This is a genomic window from Pseudoalteromonas sp. MMG022 (assembly GCF_021654245.1).
Classification (GTDB): Bacteria; Pseudomonadota; Gammaproteobacteria; order Enterobacterales; family Alteromonadaceae; genus Pseudoalteromonas; species Pseudoalteromonas amylolytica.
On sequence record NZ_JAKFZQ010000008.1, the window covers coordinates 76766 to 100673 of the forward strand.

The 23908-nt window shown below is 43.7% G+C and carries 14 protein-coding genes; 2 read left to right on the top strand and 12 right to left on the bottom strand.

The features are described from left to right. Positions 1-10: 10 nt before the first annotated feature. The gene (locus L1070_RS09395) at positions 11-1303 is read right to left on the bottom strand and encodes an FAD-dependent oxidoreductase (RefSeq protein WP_237125368.1); all 1293 of its coding nucleotides are present in this window, start codon (positions 1301-1303) and stop codon (positions 11-13) included. Positions 1304-1812: 509 nt separating this feature from the next. Continuing rightward, complete coding sequence (locus L1070_RS09400) at positions 1813-3228, bottom strand: MATE family efflux transporter (protein WP_237125369.1); 1416 nt, start codon at positions 3226-3228, stop codon at positions 1813-1815. Positions 3229-3450: 222 nt separating this feature from the next. On the opposite strand from L1070_RS09400, the gene L1070_RS09405 reads away from it, so the two are divergent. After that, complete coding sequence (locus tag L1070_RS09405) at positions 3451-3906, top strand: YtoQ family protein (protein WP_237125370.1); 456 nt, start codon at positions 3451-3453, stop codon at positions 3904-3906. 61 nt (positions 3907-3967) lie between these two features. Here L1070_RS09405 and L1070_RS09410 read toward each other — a convergent pair whose 3' ends face one another. The 6 genes from L1070_RS09410 to L1070_RS09435 form a co-directional block, all read right to left on the bottom strand. Continuing rightward, positions 3968-6391 (bottom strand): glycoside hydrolase family 15 protein, encoded by a 2424-nt coding sequence (locus L1070_RS09410; protein ID WP_070986837.1) that lies wholly within the window; start codon positions 6389-6391, stop codon positions 3968-3970. A 9-nt stretch (positions 6392-6400) separates the two neighbouring features. Next, a complete protein-coding gene (locus L1070_RS09415) occupies positions 6401-7894 on the bottom strand; it encodes an MFS transporter (protein ID WP_070986836.1) in 1494 nt (497 codons plus the stop codon). Positions 7895-7896: 2 nt separating this feature from the next. Beyond that, positions 7897-9786 (bottom strand): alpha-amylase family glycosyl hydrolase, encoded by a 1890-nt coding sequence (locus L1070_RS09420; RefSeq protein ID WP_237125371.1) that lies wholly within the window; start codon positions 9784-9786, stop codon positions 7897-7899. A 109-nt stretch (positions 9787-9895) separates the two neighbouring features. Further along, the gene (locus tag L1070_RS09425; protein WP_343221749.1) at positions 9896-11752 is read right to left on the bottom strand and encodes a glycoside hydrolase family 13 protein; all 1857 of its coding nucleotides are present in this window, start codon (positions 11750-11752) and stop codon (positions 9896-9898) included. A gap of 3 nt (positions 11753-11755) precedes the next feature. Beyond that, positions 11756-13249, bottom strand: coding sequence for a tryptophan halogenase family protein (locus L1070_RS09430; RefSeq protein ID WP_237125372.1), 1494 nt, complete (start codon positions 13247-13249; stop codon positions 11756-11758). A gap of 78 nt (positions 13250-13327) precedes the next feature. Beyond that, the gene (locus L1070_RS09435; RefSeq protein ID WP_237125373.1) at positions 13328-16150 is read right to left on the bottom strand and encodes a TonB-dependent receptor; all 2823 of its coding nucleotides are present in this window, start codon (positions 16148-16150) and stop codon (positions 13328-13330) included. 656 nt (positions 16151-16806) lie between these two features. On the opposite strand from L1070_RS09435, the gene L1070_RS09440 reads away from it, so the two are divergent. After that, positions 16807-18426 carry an alpha-glucosidase family protein gene (locus tag L1070_RS09440; RefSeq protein WP_237125374.1) on the top strand — a complete coding sequence of 540 codons (1620 nt, stop codon included), beginning with the start codon at positions 16807-16809 and terminating at the stop codon, positions 18424-18426. Positions 18427-18441: 15 nt separating this feature from the next. Here L1070_RS09440 and L1070_RS09445 read toward each other — a convergent pair whose 3' ends face one another. From L1070_RS09445 to pheS, 4 genes are all read right to left on the bottom strand, one after another. Continuing rightward, positions 18442-20055, bottom strand: coding sequence for an EAL domain-containing protein (locus L1070_RS09445; protein WP_237125375.1), 1614 nt, complete (start codon positions 20053-20055; stop codon positions 18442-18444). Positions 20056-20188: 133 nt separating this feature from the next. Next, positions 20189-20488: an integration host factor subunit alpha gene (ihfA, locus tag L1070_RS09450; protein ID WP_010362644.1), complete on the bottom strand. Its 300-nt coding sequence runs from the start codon at positions 20486-20488 to the stop codon at positions 20189-20191. Positions 20489-20490: 2 nt separating this feature from the next. Continuing rightward, entirely contained in the window at positions 20491-22878 is a 2388-nt protein-coding gene (gene pheT, locus L1070_RS09455; protein ID WP_237125376.1) for a phenylalanine--tRNA ligase subunit beta, read from the bottom strand. A gap of 16 nt (positions 22879-22894) precedes the next feature. Continuing rightward, on the bottom strand, positions 22895-23875 hold the full coding sequence (gene pheS / locus L1070_RS09460) for a phenylalanine--tRNA ligase subunit alpha (RefSeq protein WP_070986829.1): 981 nt from the start codon (positions 23873-23875) through the stop codon (positions 22895-22897). Between the last annotated feature and the right edge of the window lie 33 nt (positions 23876-23908).

The window sequence follows — 23908 nt, forward strand, 5'->3', positions numbered from 1 at the left end:
GCTCTTATCATCATGTGTATGCCACCTCTTTTTCAGGTTCGTGATTCGTTGCTTTTTGTTTGCTAATGATGGCCTCTGCGGTATGTCTCCCCGCTAAAACTCCCCCTTCCATCCAGCCGCAATGATGTGTGTATGCATCAGAGAGAGAAATAACGCTGTCATCCCCTAAAGTGAGATAGAAAGGATGTTCTGGGCAACATTCTTTTGAGAACTCAACACCGTGGGTCCAGAATTTATGAATGTGGGAGTGTGCAACCGGAATAGACTCAGGTGATTGATGCAATGCATCTGCAATAAAGTTTCTGACGGCTTGAAGATAATGCTGCTCGCCTTGGTTGTACATATCTTGCCAGTAAAGCGCGTTTTCACCATCTGTGTAGAAAAACACATATTTGTTGTCTTTAAAGTACAACTTTCGAATTGGGTTACGGGTAATTACAACATGGTCAGTCAACCCTAACCCTTGCCACCATGAATCTGTATAAAAGAAGAACCCTTTAAACAATGGGCTTGAACCATAACTATAGTTAGTCCAGCGCTTGGGGAATTCGCTATCTAGCTGTTGCATTCTAGAAGGAGGCAACGTCACAATTTTATAGCCATCAGAGAGAGTTTGTCGCTGACCAAGCTGATCTTTAAGGATCAGGTTATGGCTATCCGTACTGTGCTCTATTGCGATTAGTTCTTGATCAAAATGAAAGTTTACGCCCAGTAATAATGCTTGCTCATATAGCGCCTGTGTCAACGCTGAAAAACCCTCTTTCAAATTGAACCATTGATAGCCCACATTTTCAGAAAAGCCCTGTGTTTCTGGGTGCTTTTCGATAATATCGTAGGCAATAGAAGGAGAAATAATGGGTAGAGAAAGAGAATCATAACCCAGTGCCATAATCACATCTGACGCTTTGCTCGCGCCTAAGTAAGTCGCTAAAAAGTCACGAAACGAATCATCGCGATGTTCTGCAATCAGAGGCTTTAAATTATCGAGCAATTGCTTAAGCTCTTTCTGGATGGGCTGTGAAGTTTTCAACTGTGTAAAAGGAAACGTTTCGTACTCTAGGTTAAGGGATTTCACTAGGTCATAAACATTTACATGTATTTGCGAACAAAATCTGCCAGCGCCAAGATCAAGGAATTGATCATTTATAAAGGTAGTGTGTGCCCGTCCGCCCACTCTTGATTTTTGTTCATAAACATTAATCGACCAACCTTTGCAGGTTTGTGAGCGAGCAAGTGTCAGCGCGCACATGATACCCGAAATACCAGCTCCAACAATTGAAACTGAGTGTTTAATATTAGACATCGTTATATTCCTTGATGATTCTGAGCCATAATTTGTTAATTCTTCATAGTATTTACTGCTTCTATATCTATGTTTTTGTTTACCTATTATTATTAGACCAATTAACCTACCCCTTTGGTCGGAAAAGCAAGTTACGGTTTTTCTGTTTCAAAAATCTTGCAGTTTTAAGTCTGTTTAAATTCCAGAATTTTATTATTGATAAATTCTGTTTATTGACATACTTAAATACACATAAACACAACAACAAAAAACTATTACGCCAAAAAAACCAGAGAAAATCATAACCAGATGAATAGGTGGGGTTTTTCTCAGAGACCATCAATTATAAATATTTTAAATTCGAATATTAAAAAACAGAATAAATAGAGAGGAAATTAATAAGAGGCTTTAACAACCATAATAGAAACAAAAGCTTGAAGGTTGTTATCAGTGCGAAAAATAATGAAAATCAGTATTGTCATAAAATTATATTAGGCAATACTGAGTCCATATATTTGCAATTAAAATTCTTATATGAATTTTTTATGTTTTAGTGGCAAATCTCCACGATGCGTCAAATACTGTAAAGTTGTCAGTGAAAACAGCAGAGCAAATATACCGCCTGTCACATCGGCAATTGGGAATGCCAACCAAAAGTCATCTGTGGAAAAGTAAGTGGGTAACAGATACATGAGCGGGAACAGTAAAATATAGTTTCTGGCAGCATCCAAAAACGTCGCAGGAATGGCACGGCCCATACCTTGGAACAACCCGCTAGACATCATACAAAACCCTGCCGCGATAAAACCTGCAAAGCACACTTTCGCAATGTCTAACCCTAACGCTATAACTTGCACATCATTAGTAAACAGCACAATGAGTAAGTCAGCGTTAAAACACAACAGCCAAGTTACCAATCCTCCCCACAACGTACTTGCAAAAATCGCGACAAGGTAAGCACTGCGCACCCGCTGGTATTGACCGGCACCATAATTAAAACCAGATAAAGTTTGCAGCGCTATCATCATGCCTATAATTGGTAAGAATAAAAACATAAAGCAGCGGACTAAAATGCCGTGTGCGGCAATAATCGAATCAGGCTGTTCACTAAAAAAGGTAGAGATAGAATATACAGTCGCCGCTAACGTCAGAGAAAACCCACCATGTGACATCAACACAGGCAACCCTAAGCTGAGAATTTTAAAATGTACTCTGATGGGGCTAAATAAATACCCTGTGTTAAAACGAACCTTACTTTGCCCACTTTTTTGCAATTTAATTCCGAGTAACAAAGCCATAAGAATAGCAATAATCGTTGCCCAAGCCGCGCCAGCAACCCCCCAACCAAAGCCAAATATAAACATCGCATCTAAAATGATATTTAAAATTGACGCACTGGATAGAACTTGCATCATTGCTTTCGGGTTACCTGACGCTCTAAACCCTTCTGTTATTTGATTACTGGCAAACCCAATCGTCCAAAATAATACAATGGGTGTAATATAGTCTGTTGCGTTCCCTCTAAGATCTTGTGGTACTTTTAAAAAATCAAAAATACCTGACAAATTAAAAAATATGAGTAAGGATAGAATAATAGAGATACTGATAGCTAATAAAAATGAAGCACTGAAGACCACATCAGCATCTTGCTGACGATTACCTCCCAGATAACGAGAAATCAATGAGGCCATGCCACTACCTAGCATAGTACTGATGGCAATCAGCAACATCTGAATTGGAAATACTGCCGATACCGCTGCCATAGCATGACTGCCAATCCCCTTTGAAATGAAAATAGCGTCGACAAAACTGTACAATCCATTGATCACCATGCCGAGTGTCGTTGGAATGGCTATCAGTACGAATTGTTTGGCAATGTTGCTGGTAAGTAGTGGTGTGTCCTCGTGATTTAATTCTACGTCAATGCTTGATGAGGGTGTGCTCATAATTATCCTTAAATTTAGATATAGCTAAACCTAAGGAGTGTAAAGGTGAAATGTTACCGATGTTAAACAGCTATGAAATTTATTGATCTTTAAATCGACCAACTCAAAATGAACAGCTCAAACCACACACTACCAAAAATAACGCCTTTATTTTGCGAATGAGCTTAAGCACGTTACCCTGTTTGTTACCAAGCAGAGCACTTCATCATAACGGAGATAAACGTGACACTAAAAGTATACCTTTGTGGAGAAATTCATACCGATTGGCGTGAACAAATTATAACAGGTAGCAAAGCTGCCGGTCTGGATATCAAGTTTTCATCAGCGGTGACTATTCATGAAGCAAGTGATGCCGCAGGCGATTGCCTTGGGCAGGAGCAAAACGGTTTTTGGCGTGACCATAAGTCAGCAAAGATCAACGCTATTCGCACCAAAACACTTATTGAACAATGCGATTTGGCGGTGATCCGTTTTGGTGAGCAATACAAGCAGTGGAATGCTGCATTTGATGCAGGCTATTGCGCTGCTCTAAACAAACCTTATATCACGCTACATAGTGAGGCATTGATCCACCCGTTAAAAGAAGTAGATGGTTCAGCCCAAGCCTGGGCGACCACACCCGAGCAGGTTGTCGAAATATTAGTGTATCTATTATCAGATCAACTCAGCCAAACATAAGCCGCCAGCATAAAAAAGCAGGCCAAAGCCTGCTGTTTTTTATCGTACAATTTTAGTCACACTATTTAAGCTTTTGTTCAACTACTGGATAGTGATCCCACACCTGCTTATCAGCAAGTGAGCGAACCAGCTTAATGTATTCTGCATGCGTCCAAGCAAGTGGGGTCGCTGAATTTGTTCCTTCTCCAAATTCATAGCCTTTAGGGTTTACACCCACGTTATCCCATACTTGCTCCGGTAACATCATTCCCTCATTAGCAAATAGCTCCATCCCTTTGACATAGGTTTGTTTAATGTGCTGCACCTTTTGCGTTGACAGATTATTACTCAGTGATGCGGCTGCAATTTCATAATGACCACGCTCTCCGGTGAAGAAAGGCCATACTCGACCACGCTGCCCTGGAGCATTTTTCCCACCTTGCGCGTAATTGTTACCCGTCACTTCATCTTCGCCGTAACCATCGTTACCATAACGACGATAGCCTGGGTAACTTCCCTCTACACCATCGAAAGTAAAACTGTATTTTACTCGTAGGTTATCAACCATGCTTTCATCTTCATATTCTGGCAATGTTGCCAAAATACTCGGTGCATCAGCTGCACGTACACCGTATCGTACAAGCTCTAGGAAGCCGCCATCAATAATGGCTTTTTTATTCATCCCTTCACGGCCATTATTGCTGTTTATTTTACTATTGCTGTTTGGGTTTGAGTCTTGACCAATTCTGAAGAAGTAATGTCCGTCACTGGCCTGACTCTGCGCCTGCTCTTTGAGCACACCTTCAGTGGTAAACATCAATGCTTCAACTTGCTTATCATATTGTTGAGCCACTTCCAGATACCGTTCAGCCGCTGCAATATCACCGCTACGTTTGGCGATTTCAGAAGCCGTTACCAAACCTGAGATCACCGCCGCTGTGGTTGAAGGAGAGTAACCATTTTGCTCTTCCCAACGCTCTTGCTGCGTACTTGGCGGTGTAATTTGCGTATCATTCCAAAGGATCTTGGCCTTGCCACCGTGTACTAAAAAGTCAGCTGCTGGTTTAAGCATCTTGGTATACCAATAACCGAGCTCTTGCTCCGTTAACACCTTGGCCTGATAAAGCTTCCACGCTAGCATAATCGGCATGGCGGTTTGGTCTAACTGTACACCAACCCACTCAAGCTCACCATCCACGTGTGTTTTTTGTAAAAACCAACCAGTGTCACCTTGGTTGCCTGGCGTGCTGTCTTTTACTTGTACTTTTTCTAAATACTCAAACGCCGTTTTGGCTGTGTGAGCATCGCCCATGGCCATAAATGCCATGGCAACTTGATAAAAGTCCCTTACCCATACGGCTTTGTATCCGGTCGAACCTTCTACCGCAGGTACCGTATCTCCCCACGGGTTTGATAGTGACGCAATCAAAGCCCCTGCATGAGTTTTATCTTCTTGTGCCTTAAGTACCATGGCACTGGTATGGAGTAATTTACCTTGGTCCGCGCTAAATTGTGCTAATCGCTGCAACGGTGCTAACTGCGATAGGTAGGCTTCCCAACCGCCATTATAGGCATCTAATACCGCTTGATAGCCCTTTGCAAGCGTCTGCTCTGCTTGCTTGGCACTTTGAGCTTGTGACTTGCCAAAGCTTAATACAAAATCAAAATGTGCCGACTGATTCACCTCACCTAACTTGCCAAGTAAACTCACGTTACCCGATGTTTCTCCCGTTGAGGTGTAAGTGTTTTCCAGCTTTTGCTGCTGCATTAATGAGGCCAAATTATCACTTTTACCAGTAAAGCCTACTGAGGCTTGAGCAAAGCCACCTTGTGCCTGCATGGTGAGATAACTATCGCCTTCATTGGCAACCAAACCTTGCTCAGTTACTTTTGCAAAGTCATTCACGCCATTGTTATTGATGTATGGATTCGCCGATACATACAACTGTAATGGTGACTTAACGGCGCTGTTAACGTGAGTGCGTACAAACAAACTTTGCCCATCTGAGTCCGTAAATACATGCTTTTCTACAACAAAGCGACCCAACTTGTCTTTGCTGGTAATTTTATACGCCAAAGACAGTGGGCGACCAGCAGAGTCCTTATGTAGATAATCTACGCTGACCTCAAAAGCATCAACATCACTTTCTTTAACACTAAAAGCGTTGCCATAGTCATCCGTGCCTGTGATCACCATTTGTAAGTCTTTTAACTGCGCTTGGTGAATAAGCCCAAACATGGTCTCAGTGATCATGCCTTTTGCGATAGAGAACCAAACTTTTGATACCTCACCGGTGTGCGCCTTATCGCTATATTGCCCATCTTGGTATGCTTCATAAGACGTGCCAATCCCCGTCTTGCCTGAATAGGCCCAAAATGGCTTGTCTCCAGGCGCACCCGGTGCAACCACATCAACTTCAGTTTGGCCGTTATAAGTTGCGCTACCGCAACCTACAAGCCCCGCAGTCAGTAATGCAATTGTCAGTTTGTTTATCGTTTTTCTCATTTCTTTCCCCTAGGCGGTTTGCGTTTTAACGCGCAGTACAGATACGGCGGCAAAAATTAGTGATACGCCCCCAATCACCAACGCATAGATAGGTTGATTATCAAACAGGTGTCTTAGAATAAGACCTAAAATACTGGCAGCTAATAGTTGCGGAATAACAATGAAGAAATTGAAAATCCCCATAAATACTCCCATTTTATTACTTGGTAATGAGTTGCTCAGCATCGCGTAAGGCAAAGATAAGATCGACGCCCATGCAAACCCTACTCCAATCATAGGTAGCCATAGCAAGTGCGGTTGTTGGATAAACATAAAGCTTATCAAAGCGCCTGCACCCAGTAATAAATTCAAACAATGCGCCCAAGCCAAACCCACTCTTTTGACGATCACTGGGATGGCGATGGCAGCAAGTGCAGCGAAGCCGTTATATGCAGCAAACAGTACCCCGACCCAGTCAGCTCCATCGTTATATGCCTTGCTGGTTACATCCGAAGTCCCATAGTGAAAGCTGGTAACCGCTGAGGTGGTATAGATCCACATCGCAAACAATGAAAACCAGCTAAAAAACTGTACAACAGCTAATTGTTGCATGGTCTTTGGCATGGTAAACACATCATAAATCACCTGATAGAAACCGCCACTAACACGTTGCTTATTCTGTAAAAAGCCTGCAACTAGCTGAACCAAGGCGAAGCTCAGTAATAATGCCGCCAGCAAATACAGCTCTTTTTCTAGTTCCAATGCAACAACGCAACCTAGTAGCCCACCGCCTAGCAATGCAAACACCAACGCACCTTTTGCAAAGTTAATCACTCTAAGCGGCTCATTATTATAGGGTAAATCGCTGCTTTCGCTGTCGAAGCTAGCCAATTGCTCTGGGGTATACTCCTTGGTTTTAATCACGGTCCATACCACCGCTAAAAACAAAATAGCGCCACCGAAATAAAATGCATATTTTACAGATTCAGGAATTTGCCCCTCACTGGCCGTGTTACTAATATCAAACCAGTTGGTCATCATCCAAGGCAGGGCTGAGGCTACAACGGCGCCCACACCGATAAAAAAGCTCTGCATTGAGTAGCCTGTAGCACGCTGTTTTTCGTTAAGGTTGTCACCAACTAATGCTCGAAAAGGTTCCATTGTCACGTTAATGGATGCATCCATAATCCACAGCACACCCGCAGCTATCCATAGTGTTGGCGAGTTAGGCATAATAAACAGTGACAGCGTTGTTAAAACAGCACCATAGAAGAAGAATGGTCGCCGACGCCCTAAGCGTCCCCATGTTTTGTCGCTCCAATACCCGACGATAGGCTGCACTATCAAACCTGTTAATGGCGCGGCAACCCAAAGGATAGGAATATCATCTACCGATGCCCCTAAAGTCTGAAAAATACGGCTCACGTTACCATTTTGCAGTGCAAAGCCAAATTGAATACCTAAAAAGCCAAAGCACATATTCCAGATTTGCCAAAAGCTTAAGTTCGGTTTTTGTTGTTGCATGGCTAATCCTCAAGTAAATAAACCACACTTGCGCGTGGAGCTAAATTAATCGTAATTTGGCCATCTTCTATCGTTTGCACAGGATGGTTTTCCAATAAATCACGTACTGTTGTGTTGTTGTTTTGTTGCCAATCATTGGGCAAGCTTAAACTGACAGTATGTGAATGATTTGCATCAAAGTTGCTGGCTACCACCATTCTTTGTGTTGCGTATTGGCGAGCAAATGCCATTACACGTTGCTTTGCTTGGGCATTATCAGTATCAACCACCACTGGCAGTAAGTTCCCAGCAACCACAACTGGTAAGGTACTAAGCGACATCAGCTTAACGTAATAGGCACGCAGTGATTGCTGAGCTTGGCTCAACTGACCACCATCAAACTTACCGCCATTCATCCAAGCCTGATGGGCTGGCACACCAATGTAGTCAAAAATGCTGGTGCGGCTTGGTTTACCAAAACCCGCATCTTCTGAGCCATCTTCACCGACCGTTTGCCCAAAATACAACATAGTCGGGGCTTTGCTGATCAAGTGCGACACCACCATTGCAGGCTTACCCATACGAGCATCCCCTGCAAATTCAGCACTGGCAATACGTTGTTCATCATGATTTTCTAAAAAGTGCAGCATGTGCTTGGCAATATCTTGAACGCTGTGCTGCGCTGCCAAAACATCCTGCGCATGGCCTGTTTGCTGCATTAGCGCTTTCAAGCTGTCGTAGAAACCGACTTTGTCATACAGGTAATCCATTTTTCCTTGCTGGATATAGTCACGATACAGCGCGGGGTTATACACCTCAGCAAGAATAAAGGCTTGTGGGTTTTTCATTTTGATTGAAGCATTTAAAAAGCTCCAAAACTCCACAGGCACCATTTCCGCCATATCGTAGCGAAACCCATCAACGCCTCGGTTTAACCAGTAATAGGCAATATCTCGAAACTTATACCAGCTATCAGGTAATTCATGTTGCTGCCAAAATTCATAGTGTGCCTGAATATCGCGCTGTGCATAATTTGCAGGTAGGCGAGGAAAATCATAACTGCCGTCGGGCTTCACCCCGTAATTCACTTTAACGGTTTCGTACCAGTCGTTAATATCTGGCTGCGCTGCACGTGCGCCATTGCCAGTCCATTTAGCAGGAGACTCGCTAAATTGACCATCACTTTGCACGTGAGCTTCTCCCCCCAAAGGCTGGTAATCTGGCGACACTGGCACTTTAAAATCTTCGCCCACCACATAGTAGAAGTTGTTGTCCCTTGCATAGGTTTGGGTTGTATCATCATTTTCGCCGAAGTCTTTGACCCCATCAGGGGCCGACATAGACTGATAGTTACGGGCAACATGGTTCGGCACAATATCAATGATCACCTTCATTCCTGCTTGATGAGTGCGAGTAATCAAAGCATCAAACTCAGCCAAACGTTGACTGGGGTCTATCGCTAAGTCCGGATTAACATTGTAGTAGTCTTTAACGGCATACGGTGAACCTGCACGACCTTTAACAACATCAGGGTCATCAGCAGCGATACCAAATTTGCTATGATCGGTCACCAATGCATGATGTAACACGCCCGTATACCAAATATGGGTTGTACCGAGCGCTTTGATCTCTTGCAAAGCTTTTGGTGTAAAGTCTGCAAACTTACCCACACCATTTTGCTCTACGGTGCCCCAAGGCACATTGGCGGTTTGTTGATTACCAAATAAACGAGTGAATACTTGGTAAACAACTGGCTTACTCACTGCTGCCTGAGTGCTTTGAGGCTCGCTTTGAAGACTCGTCTGAGCATTTTGCTGTGGCTCAGAGCAGCCCAGTATCAACACGCTCGACGCCGCACTCAATACACAATATCTTAGCTTGTTAAATACAGCCTTAGATTTTAAATTTCTCATTGCACTTGTTGTCACTTGTTGTTGTCATAATGTGGCTTATTGCAGTCTACCTTGGCTTATAACTGAGGTTGAACCTTCTGCATACGTATTCACCATAAGGATTCATATGCTAGTCATGCTTTAGCAGTAGTACCCTTGCACTCATTTTCGGTATTTCTATGCTATCCAGCGCATCTACCTCAGAGAGTTTGAGTAAATCCCGCGCGGTTTTTACCCCCTGTAGTACTTCTTGATACCGAGCCGTGCTGACTGTTACCGGCGTTTGGCTCTTATTCAGCAACACCATAATGCTGTGCGACTTTGCGCGTCGAACATAGCTGTATACGCCATCATAAGGGCTAAAATGTATCAGCTCGCCATCGCTCAGCGCGGTGTATTTTTTTCTTAATTGCACCAGATGCCGTACATAGCTTTGCATTGTTTTTTGCGCCTTGCTTAACCCTTTGCCTGACACCGCATCGTGCTTGTGGCCTTGAAATCCGCCTGGAAAGTCAATTCTGATATCACCATGATCATTTGAGCCTGTGTTATCAAGCAATACTTCAGTGCCGTAGTAAACCTGTGGAATACCCCGAGTGGTTAGCAGCAAAGTCATGGCCAGTTTTGTTTTGTCCAAATCCTTACCCAACTCAGTAAATATCCGGCTCATGTCATGGTTATCTAAAAACGTCAGCAAATTATCTGTGTCTGGGTAAAGAAAGTCATTCGCTATGGACTGATATACTCTTATCCATCCTGTGTTCCAGCTTTCTTCCTCATTTAACGCTTTAACCAGCGACGCTTGTAATGAAAAGTCCATCACACTCACGAGCTCAGAGGTGTAGCCATCTTGGTTTACTTTGCCTCGCTGCCAATATGAAGCAATAGCGGGATTAGTACTCCACTCTTCACCCACAATATTAAAGTTGGGATATTCATTCATTAGACGCTCGGTCCACTTGGCAAGAAAACTTTTATCAGAATATGAATATGTATCAACACGAATACCGCTTAAGTTGGCATACTCTACCCACCAAATCGCATTTTGTATGAGGTAAGTCGCCAAAAGTGGTTGTCGCTGATTGAGATCCGGCATGGTGGGTACAAACCAGCCATCATTGAATTGCTTTTTATCAAACTCACTGGCGTGGGGGTCTTGAATTGTTTGTCTGGCATGGCTTGTGCCGCTAAATTCACCAGCAAAGTTAAGCCAATCTGCGGTTGGTTTATCTTTAACCCACCAATGATTTAAGCCACTGTGATTAAGCACCATATCCATGATCACGCCAATCCCTCGACTCGCTGCGGCTTGCGTTAAGATGCGATACTGCTCGTTGCTCCCCATACGGGGGTCGATTTTATAAAAGTCTGTTAGTGCATAGCCATGGTAAGAATATTCACTCATGTTATTTTCACGCACTGGGGTCAACCACAATTGTGTGAACCCCATATCCTTTATGTAATCCAGACGGTCGATAATCCCCTGTAGGTCTCCGCCGTGACGCCCTCCTTTAAAATCCGGCTGTGGGCCTTCCAACATACCAGCGACACTGTCATTGTCTGGATTGCCATTGGCAAACCTATCAGGATTGATTAAGTAAATGATATCTTTACTAGAGAACCCTTGACGCGCAGCACTTTGAGGCTGACGGCTGTGTAATGGGTAGCGAAGCACATCACTTGTGTGTTGAGAAATGATATCAAAAATCAACTCACCAGCTTGCGCATGTTCATCAATATGCAAGTTTATAAAAGCGTAGTTGTCGCTGTCTCCTCGCTCCACCCCTACCAACTTAACGCCTTCGTAACTACGCAGGCTTACCTTGGCATTGGCGACGCTCACCTGCCTAACCATAATTTGCAAGGCTGGATGCTGCATACCCACCCACCAATTTTGTGGTTCGACTTGATAGGCGTTTATCGCTTCGTGACGCATCAAACAACACGTTGCAAACAGCAGATATAAAATTGTAAGACTCGCTTTCATAACTTAGAGGTCCGTCAAAAATTGTGTGTGGGTAGGCATCGCAGTCACTGTTTGTTCTATTAAGGTTTTGAGGCTGCTAAATAACTCCATCCTTTGTTGGTCGCTCAGCGCATGTAATAACGGATGTAGTTGTTTTGGTTTTAGCCCCTGACCGATGAATACCTGTTGCCATGCTACTTCGGCAAATAATTCGTCATCTTCACGCAGTAGCTTTCCCGTTTCTTTAAACAAGGTAATTTTTTGCAGCAAACTTTCAGGGATATCCATACTTTCACATTGACGCCAAAAATCAGAATCTCTTCGTTCATTGAGTTTGTAATGTAAAATAATAAAGTCGCGAATACGCTCAAACTCTGTTTTCGACTGCTGGTTGTATAGCGCGACCTGGCTTTGCTCAATACCATTGTGAGGAAACAACTTAACCAAGCGCACAATGGCAGTTTGAATTAAATGAATACTGGTTGATTCGAGCGGTTCTAAAAAGCCACTAGAGAGTCCAATTGCCACTACGTTTTTGTGCCAAGGCGTCAGTCGTCGCCCTGTTCTAAAACGAATTAACTTAGGTTCTGCTAATGCCTTACCGGGTAAATTGCTCAGTAGCTTGTCTTTGGCCTGCTCATCGCTCATATGCTTACTGGCATAGACCAAACCGTTGCCGACGCGATGTTGTAGGGGAATTTGCCACTGCCAGCCCGCTTCATGTGCTATGGAGCGAGTGTAGGGCGCAATGTGTGTGCTGGCATGTTCACATGGCACTGCTAAAGCACTATCACAGGGCAGCCAGTGAGACCAATCCTCAAAGCCGCTGTTGAGGGCCTTGTCGATCAATAGAGCGTGCATACCAGTACAATCAATAAATAAGTCGCCAGTTACTTGCTGTCCGTCTTTGAGCTCAAGTGCTCTGATATTACCGGATGACTCATCCTTAATAACTCGCTCTACAGTGCCTTGAATATGGCATGCTCCAAGTTGCTTTGCATGGGCGGCTAAAAACTTGGCGTATAGCCCTGCATCAAAATGATAGGCATAAGAAATGCCAGGTAGTTTGGTACCGGGGATGGCGTTGAGCTTAGAGAACTTATGGTGTTTTGCGGCTTGATAATTCAGTGAGTAATTCCAAAAATCGTCACCAATGCCCTGCTGCTGCGCGTACAGCCAGTGGTTATGAAACTCGCAAAATGGGAAGTCTTTACCAATCGCCCCAAATGCGTGCATATAGCTGCTCGTTTCTGTACCCCAACCTTCAAATTGAATGCCGAGTTTAATGGTTGCTTTGGTTGCGCGAATAAATGCTTGTTCATCAATGCCCATCGCGCTGTTAAACGGTTGCAACGGTGGAATGGTTGCCTCCCCCACTCCCACCGTGCTTATGTCTGCTGACTCCAACACCGTTATGTTAATAAGCTTCCCCATCACTTTGGTTAAAAAAGATGCACTTAACCAACCGGCGGTTCCCCCACCAACAATCACAACGTTTTTAATCTGTTGAGCAGACATAACACAACCCCTTCATAGCTTGATACAAAAAAGCCCTTGTGGTTAAGACAAGGGCTTTACATTATCGCGTGTCAGCGATTAAAACTTATAGCTTAAACCTAACATATAGGTGCGGCCATAGTCTTGGTAATCACGTACTTGTAGTGCGTTATCACCCGAAAGCGCGGTAAACGGCTCTTCAGTGATGTTTTGAATTTGTAAGCTTACAGACAATCCATCTAACTGCTCGAAACCACCTTCACCAAAGTCATAGCCCAACTGCGCATCCCAAATGGTTTCACCTAAAATATCTACCTGAACGGTTTTAAATCCTAAACCGTATACGTCACCTTTAAATGCGCTACGCTTACGCATGCTCGTACGCGCTTGGAAACCGTGGTTTTCATAGTAGAACGTTAAACTTTGAATACGGTCAGACAAGCCCGGTAGCTCATAATCGTTACCATTAGGGTCTTCGATATCTGATTTCACACCAGTGTGGCTGGCAATAATACCAAAGCCTTCTAAGCTCTCGTGGAAGATATTAAACGGCAATGCAACCGATAACTCATAACCCCAAAGGTCGCCACCGCCACCATTGACTTTACCTTTACCTGATCCACCTGCATTTGGTGGAACCTCACCTGATACAGGGTCAACAACGCCAGTCATATCAATTTCGTAAGTTCCATCAAAGATCCATTCTTTTAAGTCTTTATGGAACAACGCGACTGAGAAGTAGCCTTCTGCGCTGAAGTAGTTTTCATAGGTCAAGTCAAAACCAATCGCTTCTTTTGGCTCAAGGGTTGGGTTACCACCTGACACTTCCCAGTTATTACCATTTTCATCAGGACGCTGGTTGTACTTAGCGCTGATTGACGCATTCATCTCATCAAGACGTGGTCGAGAAATTGTTTTCGCAGCACCAAAACGCACTGTCTGCATTTCATCAATTGCCAATGACAAATTCAAGCTGGGTAATAAGTGAGAATAGTCATGCTCAACGTGTGTTGGTGTAGTAACCACTTTACCATCCACAGTGTTGAAAGCATTACCTTTACCCGTTTGCTCAGTTTTTACGTAACGTAGACCCGCGTTACCTGTCACAGGGAAACCTGCGATTTCAGCATTGATATTTGCTTGTACAAACGCGGCCGTAACCTGCTCTTCAACCGTCCAAGACATCGTTGCGTGGCTTGGGTTAGTCAAGCTTTCTGCCAGTAAATCAAACTGACCATCCGCCACCATAGCGCGTGAATCATAGGCAATCATGTCACCCATGCCGATGAAGTCTAAATTAGCACTACCTAATCGGTATTGCTCTGGCACTGTTAGCATGCCAGGATTGTCAGGGTAAGAGAAACCTGCAACAGTCATGAAGTAACCTTCTGACACTTTAGACTTTTCTCTATCACGATATGACAAGCCAAACTCAACACTGCTGACAAATTCGTTATCAAGTGCTTGCTTTGCCGCAAGTTTCAATGCGTTTAATTCGTCTTCAATAGTGGGCGCGTTGATAAAACCATCTTGTAGCTGGTTTTCATATGGGTGATATTCGTATTCACCTTGGTCGTTTTCTGAACCCACAACACCATACTTTTCGTTAAGTGCTGAACTCCAACCCCAAGATAATGGGCCACCGATTTTGATTAAGTCGTAGTCACTGTAATCTAATTCATGGGAGAATTGCGCACCGGTATTGCCACCAGAAAATGTATAACCTAAGTTATCTGCTACGCCTCGGTCATTACCACGCCCCGTGCCTGAGTAGCTTTCTAAACTCCAGATCTGCTTCTCTACGCTCGAGTGGCTTGCATCAAATTCAAGCGTCAATGAGTCATTTACGTTATATTTTGTATTGAAACCAAATGCACTTAACTCAGCTTCACGGTCTTCATAGTCATTACGTACAACAACACGTTGCCCTTGCGTGATAGCACTCGTTACAAAGCCAGAAGCTTCGTCTACGGTTGCCGTTTCACCAGAAATTGAACCTTGGCCCCATGCAAATGGGATTTCAATACCACGTAAGATCTTTTCATCTTTGAAGTCAACGTATAAAGCATCAAACACCATAGATAGTTTGTCACTTGGTGCCGCTTCAAAAACGAACATTACAGAGTCACGCTCAAGCGTTGATGAGCGAACAAATGGCTTAGCGCCACCCAAAATAGAGTATTGTTTACCATCTGCTTCAAATTCAGGGTAGCCCCACGCATTCCAACGTTTTTCTTGGTTTGGTGAAGTCATGGTAGTAAGTGCCAACGCAACACCAATGGTATCGTCAGCAAATTTATCTACATATGAGAACGTACCACGCAGACCAGCGTCTTCACCATCTGGGTTTAACTTATCAAAGCTGGTCTTTTCATACATGGTATTTAGTTGGAAAACACGCTCATCAACACTCAATGGCTTGATGGTTTGCATGTCGATTACACCCGCAATACCTTCCGCTTCTAAATTAGCACTCGGTGTTTTGTAAACGGTAACGCCGCTCATAACCTCTGAAGGATATAAGTCAAACTCTACACCCCGGTTGTCAGAGATTGAAACTTGTTCGCGGCCATTAAAAGTGGTGGCACTCTCATCTTCACCAAAACCACGTACGCTTACTTTACTGGCACGGCCATCAAGACGTTGCGCAGTCAAACCCGGTAAACGAGCAATTGATTCTGCAATTGAAGAATCAGGCAATTTACCTATGTCTTCAGCTGAAATTGACTCAACGACTTCAGAAGAAAAGCGCTTGGTGTTAATTGATTCCACAACGCTGGCACGAAAGCCTTTAACTTCTATGACTTCTACTTTTTGATCTTCTTGTGCTTTAGCAGTTTCTTCAGCTGCATACGCAGAGTGTGAAACAACACCTGCACCAATTAGTGCCAGTGTTAACATACTTGGTTTGAACATAGACATAGTGTTTTATCCCAATTACCCAATTTTATTACTGAAACATCTTTTTCTATTGCGCTTGCTTGGATGACAAGCGTATTGATGCTCAGCTACTTTTGTTGTCAGGATGCATATTAGCGCTGAGCTAATTTTATAAACAACTTTATGCATACGTATTCAAACTATAGCCAACATCACCAAGTTTACATTTATTTCACACAAAAGTGCATTAACCCTATGTTTTAAAAACATTTAATAAAACTAAAAAGTGACTTCTCTGATCACAAATATATAGCGGATTTTTGCTGCAAACTTAACCTGATTTCTTTTTTTTGTCACAAAAACGCCATAGCATAGGTGTGCTAAAATTGTTGAAGTTTCAATAATGATAAATTGGTCTTACCATTAACCACCCCACCAAAACACAATTTATTTAGGTAATAAAAGGCTATCAGATCAGTTAGGATTAAATTGGTAAACTTTTATTACAGAAACTATATTGGTTTTTCTAGGTCAATTTTTTGCTTCTAATTTCGGTATTTATGATGCATACGTATGCAACCTTTTTACAGTATTTGGGCGATAACGTATGCTTTTTGCCATTAATGCCCCCATGTTGGTTAGGTTTATATAACTTCCTTCATAAATGGCAGTATTGAGCAGAAACTTGGAGAATATACATGGCTCAACAGCAATGGTGGAAAGGTGCGGTTATCTATCAGATCTACCCTCGCAGTTTTCAAGATACAAATGGCGATGGTATTGGCGATTTGCCTGGGATCATAAATCGATTAGATTATATAAAGTCACTTGGCGTAGACGCCATTTGGATCTCACCATTCTTTAAATCTCCGATGAAAGACTTCGGCTATGATATCAGCGACTACCGTGACATCGATCCTATGTTTGGTAACTTGGATGATTTCGATACTTTAATTGCCCAAGCGCACCAGCGTGACATAAAAATAATTATCGATCAGGTGTTGAGTCACACGTCCAATGAACACCAATGGTTTATAGAAAGTCGTGAAAACACCAGTAACGATAAGGCTGATTGGTATGTTTGGGCAGACGCAAAACCAGACGGTAGCGCACCAAATAACTGGTTATCTATCTTTGGTGGCACCGCTTGGCAATGGGAACCAAGACGCTGTCAGTATTACTTACATAACTTCTTGACTGAACAGCCTGATCTGAACTTTCACAATCCAGATGTGCGCAAAGCCGTGTTAGATAATGTAGAGTTTTGGTTGAAAAAAGGTGTGGATGGCTTTCGTTTGGATGCTATTAACTTCTGTTACCACGATGCGCAGCTACGCGACAACCCAGCAAAGCCCAAAGAGCTTCGCCAAGGTCGTGGGTTTAGCGAGGACAACCCTTACGCGTTCCAATATCATTACTACAACAATACACAGCCAGAGAACCTCGCATTTATGCAGGAGATCCGCAGCCTACTTGACCGCTACCCCGGTACAGTTAGTTTAGGTGAAATCTCATCAGAAGATTCGCTACAAACTATGGCAGAATACACCGCCGATGGCGATAAACTGCATATGGGTTATAGCTTTGAGTTACTGACTAAGGATTACAGCGCACAATATATTCGCGAAACCGTAAGCACACTTGAGTCTGTCATGACCCAAGGTTGGCCATGCTGGGCATTTAGCAACCACGATGTAGAGCGCGTTGCAAGCCGCTGGCATCCATCAGCTAAGACGGACTCAAAACAAGTTAGCATGTTAACAGCATTGCTGGGTTCACTGCGCGGCAGCGTTTGTATGTACCAAGGTGAAGAACTTGGCTTGGGTGAGGCTCAGGTTGCTTTTGAGGACCTACAAGACCCCTATGGGATTACCTTCTGGCCTAACTTTAAGGGCCGCGATGGCTGTAGAACACCTATGCCATGGCAACATGAGCAGCCCCATGCAGGATTCAGTACTAGTACTCCTTGGTTGCCAGTTGAGCAGCAGCATCAAGCACTTGCCGTTGATGTTCAGCTACACTCAGAAGAATCAGTGTTAAAACGTTTCCAACACTTTATGGCTTGGCGAAAAACCATGCCTGCGTTGCAATATGGTGATATTGAGTTCATCGACACACCTGAGCCGATACTCGCTTTTTATCGTCGTTACGAACAGCAAAGTATGCTGTGTGTGTTCAACCTTGGTGACCAGTCGCACACACTACCATTGAGCGACAACATACACACTGAGCACACTCAGTTGCAGCACCATAATGGCTCGCTTAACGAGGGGACTTTAACCATGCCAGGCTTTGGCTGCTACTTTGCAGCCGTATAATCCAAAGCCTCATAATTAAGAGTATGAAGGGAGTGTTGATGGCTCCCTTTGTACCATTACTATTAAAGCCTCAATTGCCAAAGCCTTGGCATATAACCAGCCCTGATGGACCTCGACCCCCTGTTTGAGTAAATAGTCAGCCTGATAGGCAGTTTCTACCCCTTCCGCAATCAACTTTTTGTTGAGCTTGGTCGCCATTTCTATCACCGCGTTGAGCACCGGTGATTGTAAATTATCCAACCCAATTGAAGCCACAAAGCTTTGGTCTATCTTGAGTAAATCTATTGGAAAACTCTGCAAGTATTGCAAACCACTATACCCAGTCCCAAAATCATCCACAGCCACCTCAATCCCCTGCGCAACGAGCTGTTCCAAGGTGCGTTTTACTTGCACCTGAGCCAACACATCTCGTTCTGTCAGCTCTATGGTAAGTGAGCAAATATGTCGCTTTGCTTGCTCAAGTGCGATTAAATAGCTGGCACAGCTCAACAACTGCCCATTAACATTAAATGATACTTTAAGCTGCGGGTTTAACGCCAACAACGGAGCCAACTCCTGAACCGCGTTGTGTACTTGTGCAATAGAAATCTCCACGATTGCGCCACTTCTTTCGGCTTCAGGAATGAAATAAGCGGGGCCCAACTCTCCTTCACTTGGATGTTGCCAGCGAATGAGTACCTCTACGCCCACAACCTTTTGTGTTTTCGCATCTATAAGCGGCTGATAAACATTGAATAACTGGCGCTGTGAAATGGCGCGTTTTAGCTGATACTTCAAACTAAGCTGTCGTTTTTCAATAAAGTAAAGTAGATAGCTAAGCAATCCCCAAACAATCAGATACGCAACCACAAGCGCCATGAAGGGAGTTGAACGGATAGTAAAGATTGGCTTGCTATTACTTGAGGCCACCACTGAAAGTTTAGGAAGCGAGGCCAGTGGCTTAGCAAATAGATACTTGTTCATACCATCATCAAACTCCCCACGCGCCTGTAGCGGCAGTTCAATAGGAAACAATGCCTGGTGCAAAGGTAAACTATAATTACCCTGCAATAATATTGGCACCCCCGTTTGGCTATCAACGAGAGCGATAAAATCGAGCTGAGAATATTGCTGTAAATCAAGCGTATGGCGCAGCCAGTCGCTCGGTAACAGTACGTTGACCTCATAGCCATCTTTGCGCGTTCTTGCCAGAACAAAAGCTGACATTTCCATATATTCGCTTATGACAGGGCCATGATAACGTAGTTCTTTGCTTTTTATGGGGGCCGTTGTTTGAATTGGCGGGTTAAGCACACCATAAGTGTTACATAACAACTGACCCTTGTGGTCAACAATGCCAATCTCACTCATGGCAGGATTTTTAAATACCTGCTGTCTGAGGCGAAACAATGTTTCTTGTGGGCATGTAACATCAAGCGATTCTGCTTGGCGCAAAAACGAGTCAATCTCTTTAAGTTGAGCGTTAAGTTCGAAGTGAACCTTCTGAGCGACATTTTGAATATGTAATTGCTCTGCATCACGGTGCTGGACGACAAGTAAAGCGAGCAATGTGCCAAACACAACAGTGCAAGCCAACCAAGCAAACGCAATATGTTTCAACTGCTTTGCGAACAAATGTGCCCTTGGCATGATTTAAACCTCAGCCTGCCAGATATGAAAGGCGACAGTGTAGAGAAGGTTTATGACTTTTTTATGACAAAACAAAAGGCCTCGAGCGTGAACTCAAGGCCTTAAAAATAGCTATAAACTTTTTAAAAAAATATTAACTTTCTTTGCTAGTACCAACTTCGACGCGAGTCTTAAGCTTTTGGCCTGGACGGAAAGTTACTACGCGACGCGCAGAGATTGGAATGTCTTCACCTGTTTTAGGGTTTCGACCCGGTCTCTCTTTTTTGTCACGGAGATCAAAGTTACCAAATCCAGAGAGCTTAACTTGCTCTCCTTTTTCAAGCGCTGAGCGGATTTCTTCAAAAAACGCTTCAACTAAGTCTTTGGCATCCTTTTTATTTATCCCCAATTTTTCAAATAGGTGTTCAGCTATGTCGGCTTTAGTAAGCGCCATATCTAGTCCCTCAACGATGCATTAAATTGTTTGGCCAGTTCGGCCACCACGTTCTCTACAACTTGATTGATGTCTTTCTCTTCGAGCGTTCTATCAACCGCTTGTAGTGTCAGAGCAATCGCCAAACTCTTAAAATCTGGCTCAATACCTTTGCCCTTATACACATCGAATAAGTTTAGGTCAACTAATTGATTTCCGCCAACTTTCTCAATGCTTTCTAAAATATCGCCTATTTTTACATCATCTGCAACTAAAATAGCGATATCTCTTCGATTTGATGGAAATTTAGACACACTTACCGCTTCTGGCAACTTACGAGTACTCAATGCATCCACTTCAACTTCAAACACATAGGCCGTGCTATTCAAACCTAGAGACTTTTGTAATTGTGGATGAACTGCGCCGATAAAGCCAACTTTTGCATCATCAAAATAAATCGCTGCTGACTGACCAGGATGTAGGCCGTCACACTGCTCTGCTTTGAAGCTAAAACGAGAGCCATCGTTAGTCAGTGCTAATAGGGCTTCCACATCACCTTTGACATCGAAAAAATCTGCTGGACGCGATGCCACCGACCAATGCTCGTTGTGTGTGTTGCCATAAACAATACCACCTAAAACAGCCACTTGAGCAACGCCATTCTCTGCAGACTCATCTTTCAGGAACTTCAAACCATGCTCAAATAAACGAATACGAGATTGTTGACGGTTTTGGTTATACACCACAGCGTTAATTAACCCTGTCATCAGGCTTACACGCATGGCTGACATTTCTACTGAAATCGGGTGTGGTAGAATTAAGGCATCTGACTCTGGGTGCAATAGCTTTTGTGCTTTTGGTTCAACGAAGCTGTAGGTAATCGCTTCTTGGTAACCACGCGCCACCAACTCGTTGCGCATACGAGACACCGGCACGTTGGCCTCGTTATGTTGAGTCATCTTTAACGCCGCTTTTGGTGCAACATTTGGAATGTTGTTGTAACCAAATACTCGTGCCACTTCTTCAATCAAATCTTCTTCAATGCTGATATCAAAACGATAACTTGGCACCTGTGCTTGCCACGTATCGTTTGCAAACGTGTTACTCAACCCTAAACGGGTAAGAATGTCAGCAACCTTTTCATCAGCGATGTGATAACCAATTACTCGATCTAAACGTTCACGGCGTAACGTCACTGATTTTTCTTTGGGTAGATCGGCTTCTGATACAGCCTCAACCACTGGGCCTGCCTGACCACCAACAATGTCTAGCAACAACGCAGTAGCTCGTTCCATTGCATCGCGTTGTAGCTTGTAGTCAACACCACGCTCATAACGGTGTGATGCATCGGTATGAAGACCGTAACTACGCGCTTGCCCAGCAATGGCTAAAGGAGAGAAGAATGCGCTTTCGAGTAGGATATCTTGAGTGCTTTGTGTAACACCTGAGCCTTCACCACCGAAAATACCCGCCATAGCGAGCGCTTTCTTATCGTCAGCAATCAACAGAGTTGTTGGATTTAGCTTGGCTGTATTGCCATCAAGCAATACTAGTTCCTCGCCTTCATTAGCGTTACGTACTTTAATGCCGCCTTCAATCGCATTCAAATCGAACGCGTGCATTGGGTGACCAAGCTCAAGTAGCACATAGTTGGTTACATCAACAACTGGGTCAATTGAACGTACACCTGAGCGACGTAGCTTTTCTACCATCCAAAGTGGTGTGGTTGCATCAAGGTTAATTCCCTTGATCACACGACCCAAATAACGAGGACATGACGCACTGTTTACCAGCTCAATTGAAATCTTATCATCAATCGTTGGCTGTACTGCTTCAATCGCAACGTCTGTGACATCCACTGAATTCAATACACCCACTTCACGAGCTAGACCTTTTATGCCAAGGCAATCACTGCGGTTAGCAGTAAGATCAACGTCAATTGTGACGTCGTCTAAAGAAAAATACTCACGGATACATTGGCCGATTGGCGCGTCACTTGGTAACTCTAAAATACCATCAGAGCTTTCAGCCATGCCAAGTTCTTCAAACGCACACAGCATGCCGTGTGAAGGTTGACCACGTAATTTGGCCTTTTTAATTTTAAAGTCGCCAGGTAATACCGCACCTACTTTTGCTACCGCAACTTTCAGTCCTGTACGGCAGTTTGCTGCACCACACACGATATCAAGTAGTTCATCTTCGCCAACATTCACTTTGGTCACACGTAGTTTGTCTGCATCAGGGTGTTGACCACATTCAACCACTTCCCCAATCACAACGCCTGAGAAATCACCAGCAACGGCTTCTAATCCGTCAACTTCTAAACCCGCCATAGAGAGCTGTTCAGATAGAGCCTCAGTATCAATGGCTGGATTAACCCACTCGCGTAACCACTTTTCACTAAATTTCATATTATTAACTTCGCTCTTATCTGAATTGGTTTAGGAATTTTAAATCGTTTTCGAAAAATGCGCGTAAGTCGTTTACGCCATAACGCAACATGGTTAAACGCTCAACACCCATACCAAAAGCAAAGCCTGTATACTTTTGTGGGTCGATACCGACTGAACGCAATACATTTGGGTGTACCATGCCACAGCCTAGTACTTCTAGCCATTTTCCATTTTTCCCTTTTACATCCACTTCAGCTGAAGGCTCTGTAAATGGGAAATAAGATGGGCGGAAACGAATTTCCATGTCTTCCTCAAAAAAGTTACGTAAGAAGTCATGCAAAATACCTTTAAGTTCAGTAAAGCTCACATCTGTGTCAACCATCAAACCTTCTACCTGATGGAACATTGGCGTGTGGGTTTGGTCGTAATCATTTCGGTATACGCGACCTGGAGAAATAATACGAAGTGGCGGCTGCTCAGCTTCCATGGTACGGATTTGTACGCCACTAGTTTGTGTACGCAATACCAATTTAGGGTTGAAGTAAAATGTATCATGATCAGCACGTGCTGGGTGGTGCTCAGGAATATTTAGCGCATCAAAGTTATGGAAGTCATCCTCAACTTCTGGACCAGATTTAACAGCAAACCCTAATTCACCGAAGAATGATTCGATACGCTCTATCGTGCGTGTCACTGGGTGCAAACCACCAATTGGCATGTTGCGGCCAGGCAACGTGACATCTATGGTCTCTGCCGCCAATTTTTTCTCAAGTGCTTGCTGAGTCAATTGCTCACGCTTTGCATTTATCGCATCTTGCACCTGAGTTTTAGCCTGATTGATAACGGCTCCGGCTTCTTTTCGCTCTTCTGGTGCGAGCGTGCCCAGAGTTTTTAATAATCCTGTGATCTCACCTTTTTTACCAAGGTAATTAACTCGGACATCCTCAAGGTGCGCAATTTCGCGGGCTACCGATACGGCTTCTAACGCTTGCGCTAAAATATTCTCTAAGTTCATTCTATACCTGATCTTTATGGAGGTAATTTGCTG

Excerpts from the sequence above, each read along its gene's own strand:
- L1070_RS09415 (WP_070986836.1), bottom strand. The coding sequence starts at position 7,894 with ATGCAACAACAAAAACCGAACTTAAGCTTTTGGCAAATCTGGAATATG.
- pheT (WP_237125376.1), bottom strand. The coding sequence starts at position 22,878 with ATGAAATTTAGTGAAAAGTGGTTACGCGAGTGGGTTAATCCAGCCATT.
- ihfA (WP_010362644.1), bottom strand. The coding sequence starts at position 20,488 with ATGGCGCTTACTAAAGCCGACATAGCTGAACACCTATTTGAAAAATTG.
- L1070_RS09430 (WP_237125372.1), bottom strand. The coding sequence starts at position 13,249 with ATGTCTGCTCAACAGATTAAAAACGTTGTGATTGTTGGTGGGGGAACC.
- L1070_RS09435 (WP_237125373.1), bottom strand. The coding sequence starts at position 16,150 with ATGTCTATGTTCAAACCAAGTATGTTAACACTGGCACTAATTGGTGCA.
- L1070_RS09400 (WP_237125369.1), bottom strand. The coding sequence starts at position 3,228 with ATGAGCACACCCTCATCAAGCATTGACGTAGAATTAAATCACGAGGAC.
- L1070_RS09425 (WP_343221749.1), bottom strand. The coding sequence starts at position 11,752 with ATGAAAGCGAGTCTTACAATTTTATATCTGCTGTTTGCAACGTGTTGT.
- L1070_RS09420 (WP_237125371.1), bottom strand. The coding sequence starts at position 9,786 with ATGAGAAATTTAAAATCTAAGGCTGTATTTAACAAGCTAAGATATTGT.
- L1070_RS09440 (WP_237125374.1), top strand. The coding sequence starts at position 16,807 with ATGGCTCAACAGCAATGGTGGAAAGGTGCGGTTATCTATCAGATCTAC.
- pheS (WP_070986829.1), bottom strand. The coding sequence starts at position 23,875 with ATGAACTTAGAGAATATTTTAGCGCAAGCGTTAGAAGCCGTATCGGTA.
- L1070_RS09395 (WP_237125368.1), bottom strand. The coding sequence starts at position 1,303 with ATGTCTAATATTAAACACTCAGTTTCAATTGTTGGAGCTGGTATTTCG.
- L1070_RS09410 (WP_070986837.1), bottom strand. The coding sequence starts at position 6,391 with ATGAGAAAAACGATAAACAAACTGACAATTGCATTACTGACTGCGGGG.
- L1070_RS09445 (WP_237125375.1), bottom strand. The coding sequence starts at position 20,055 with ATGCCAAGGGCACATTTGTTCGCAAAGCAGTTGAAACATATTGCGTTT.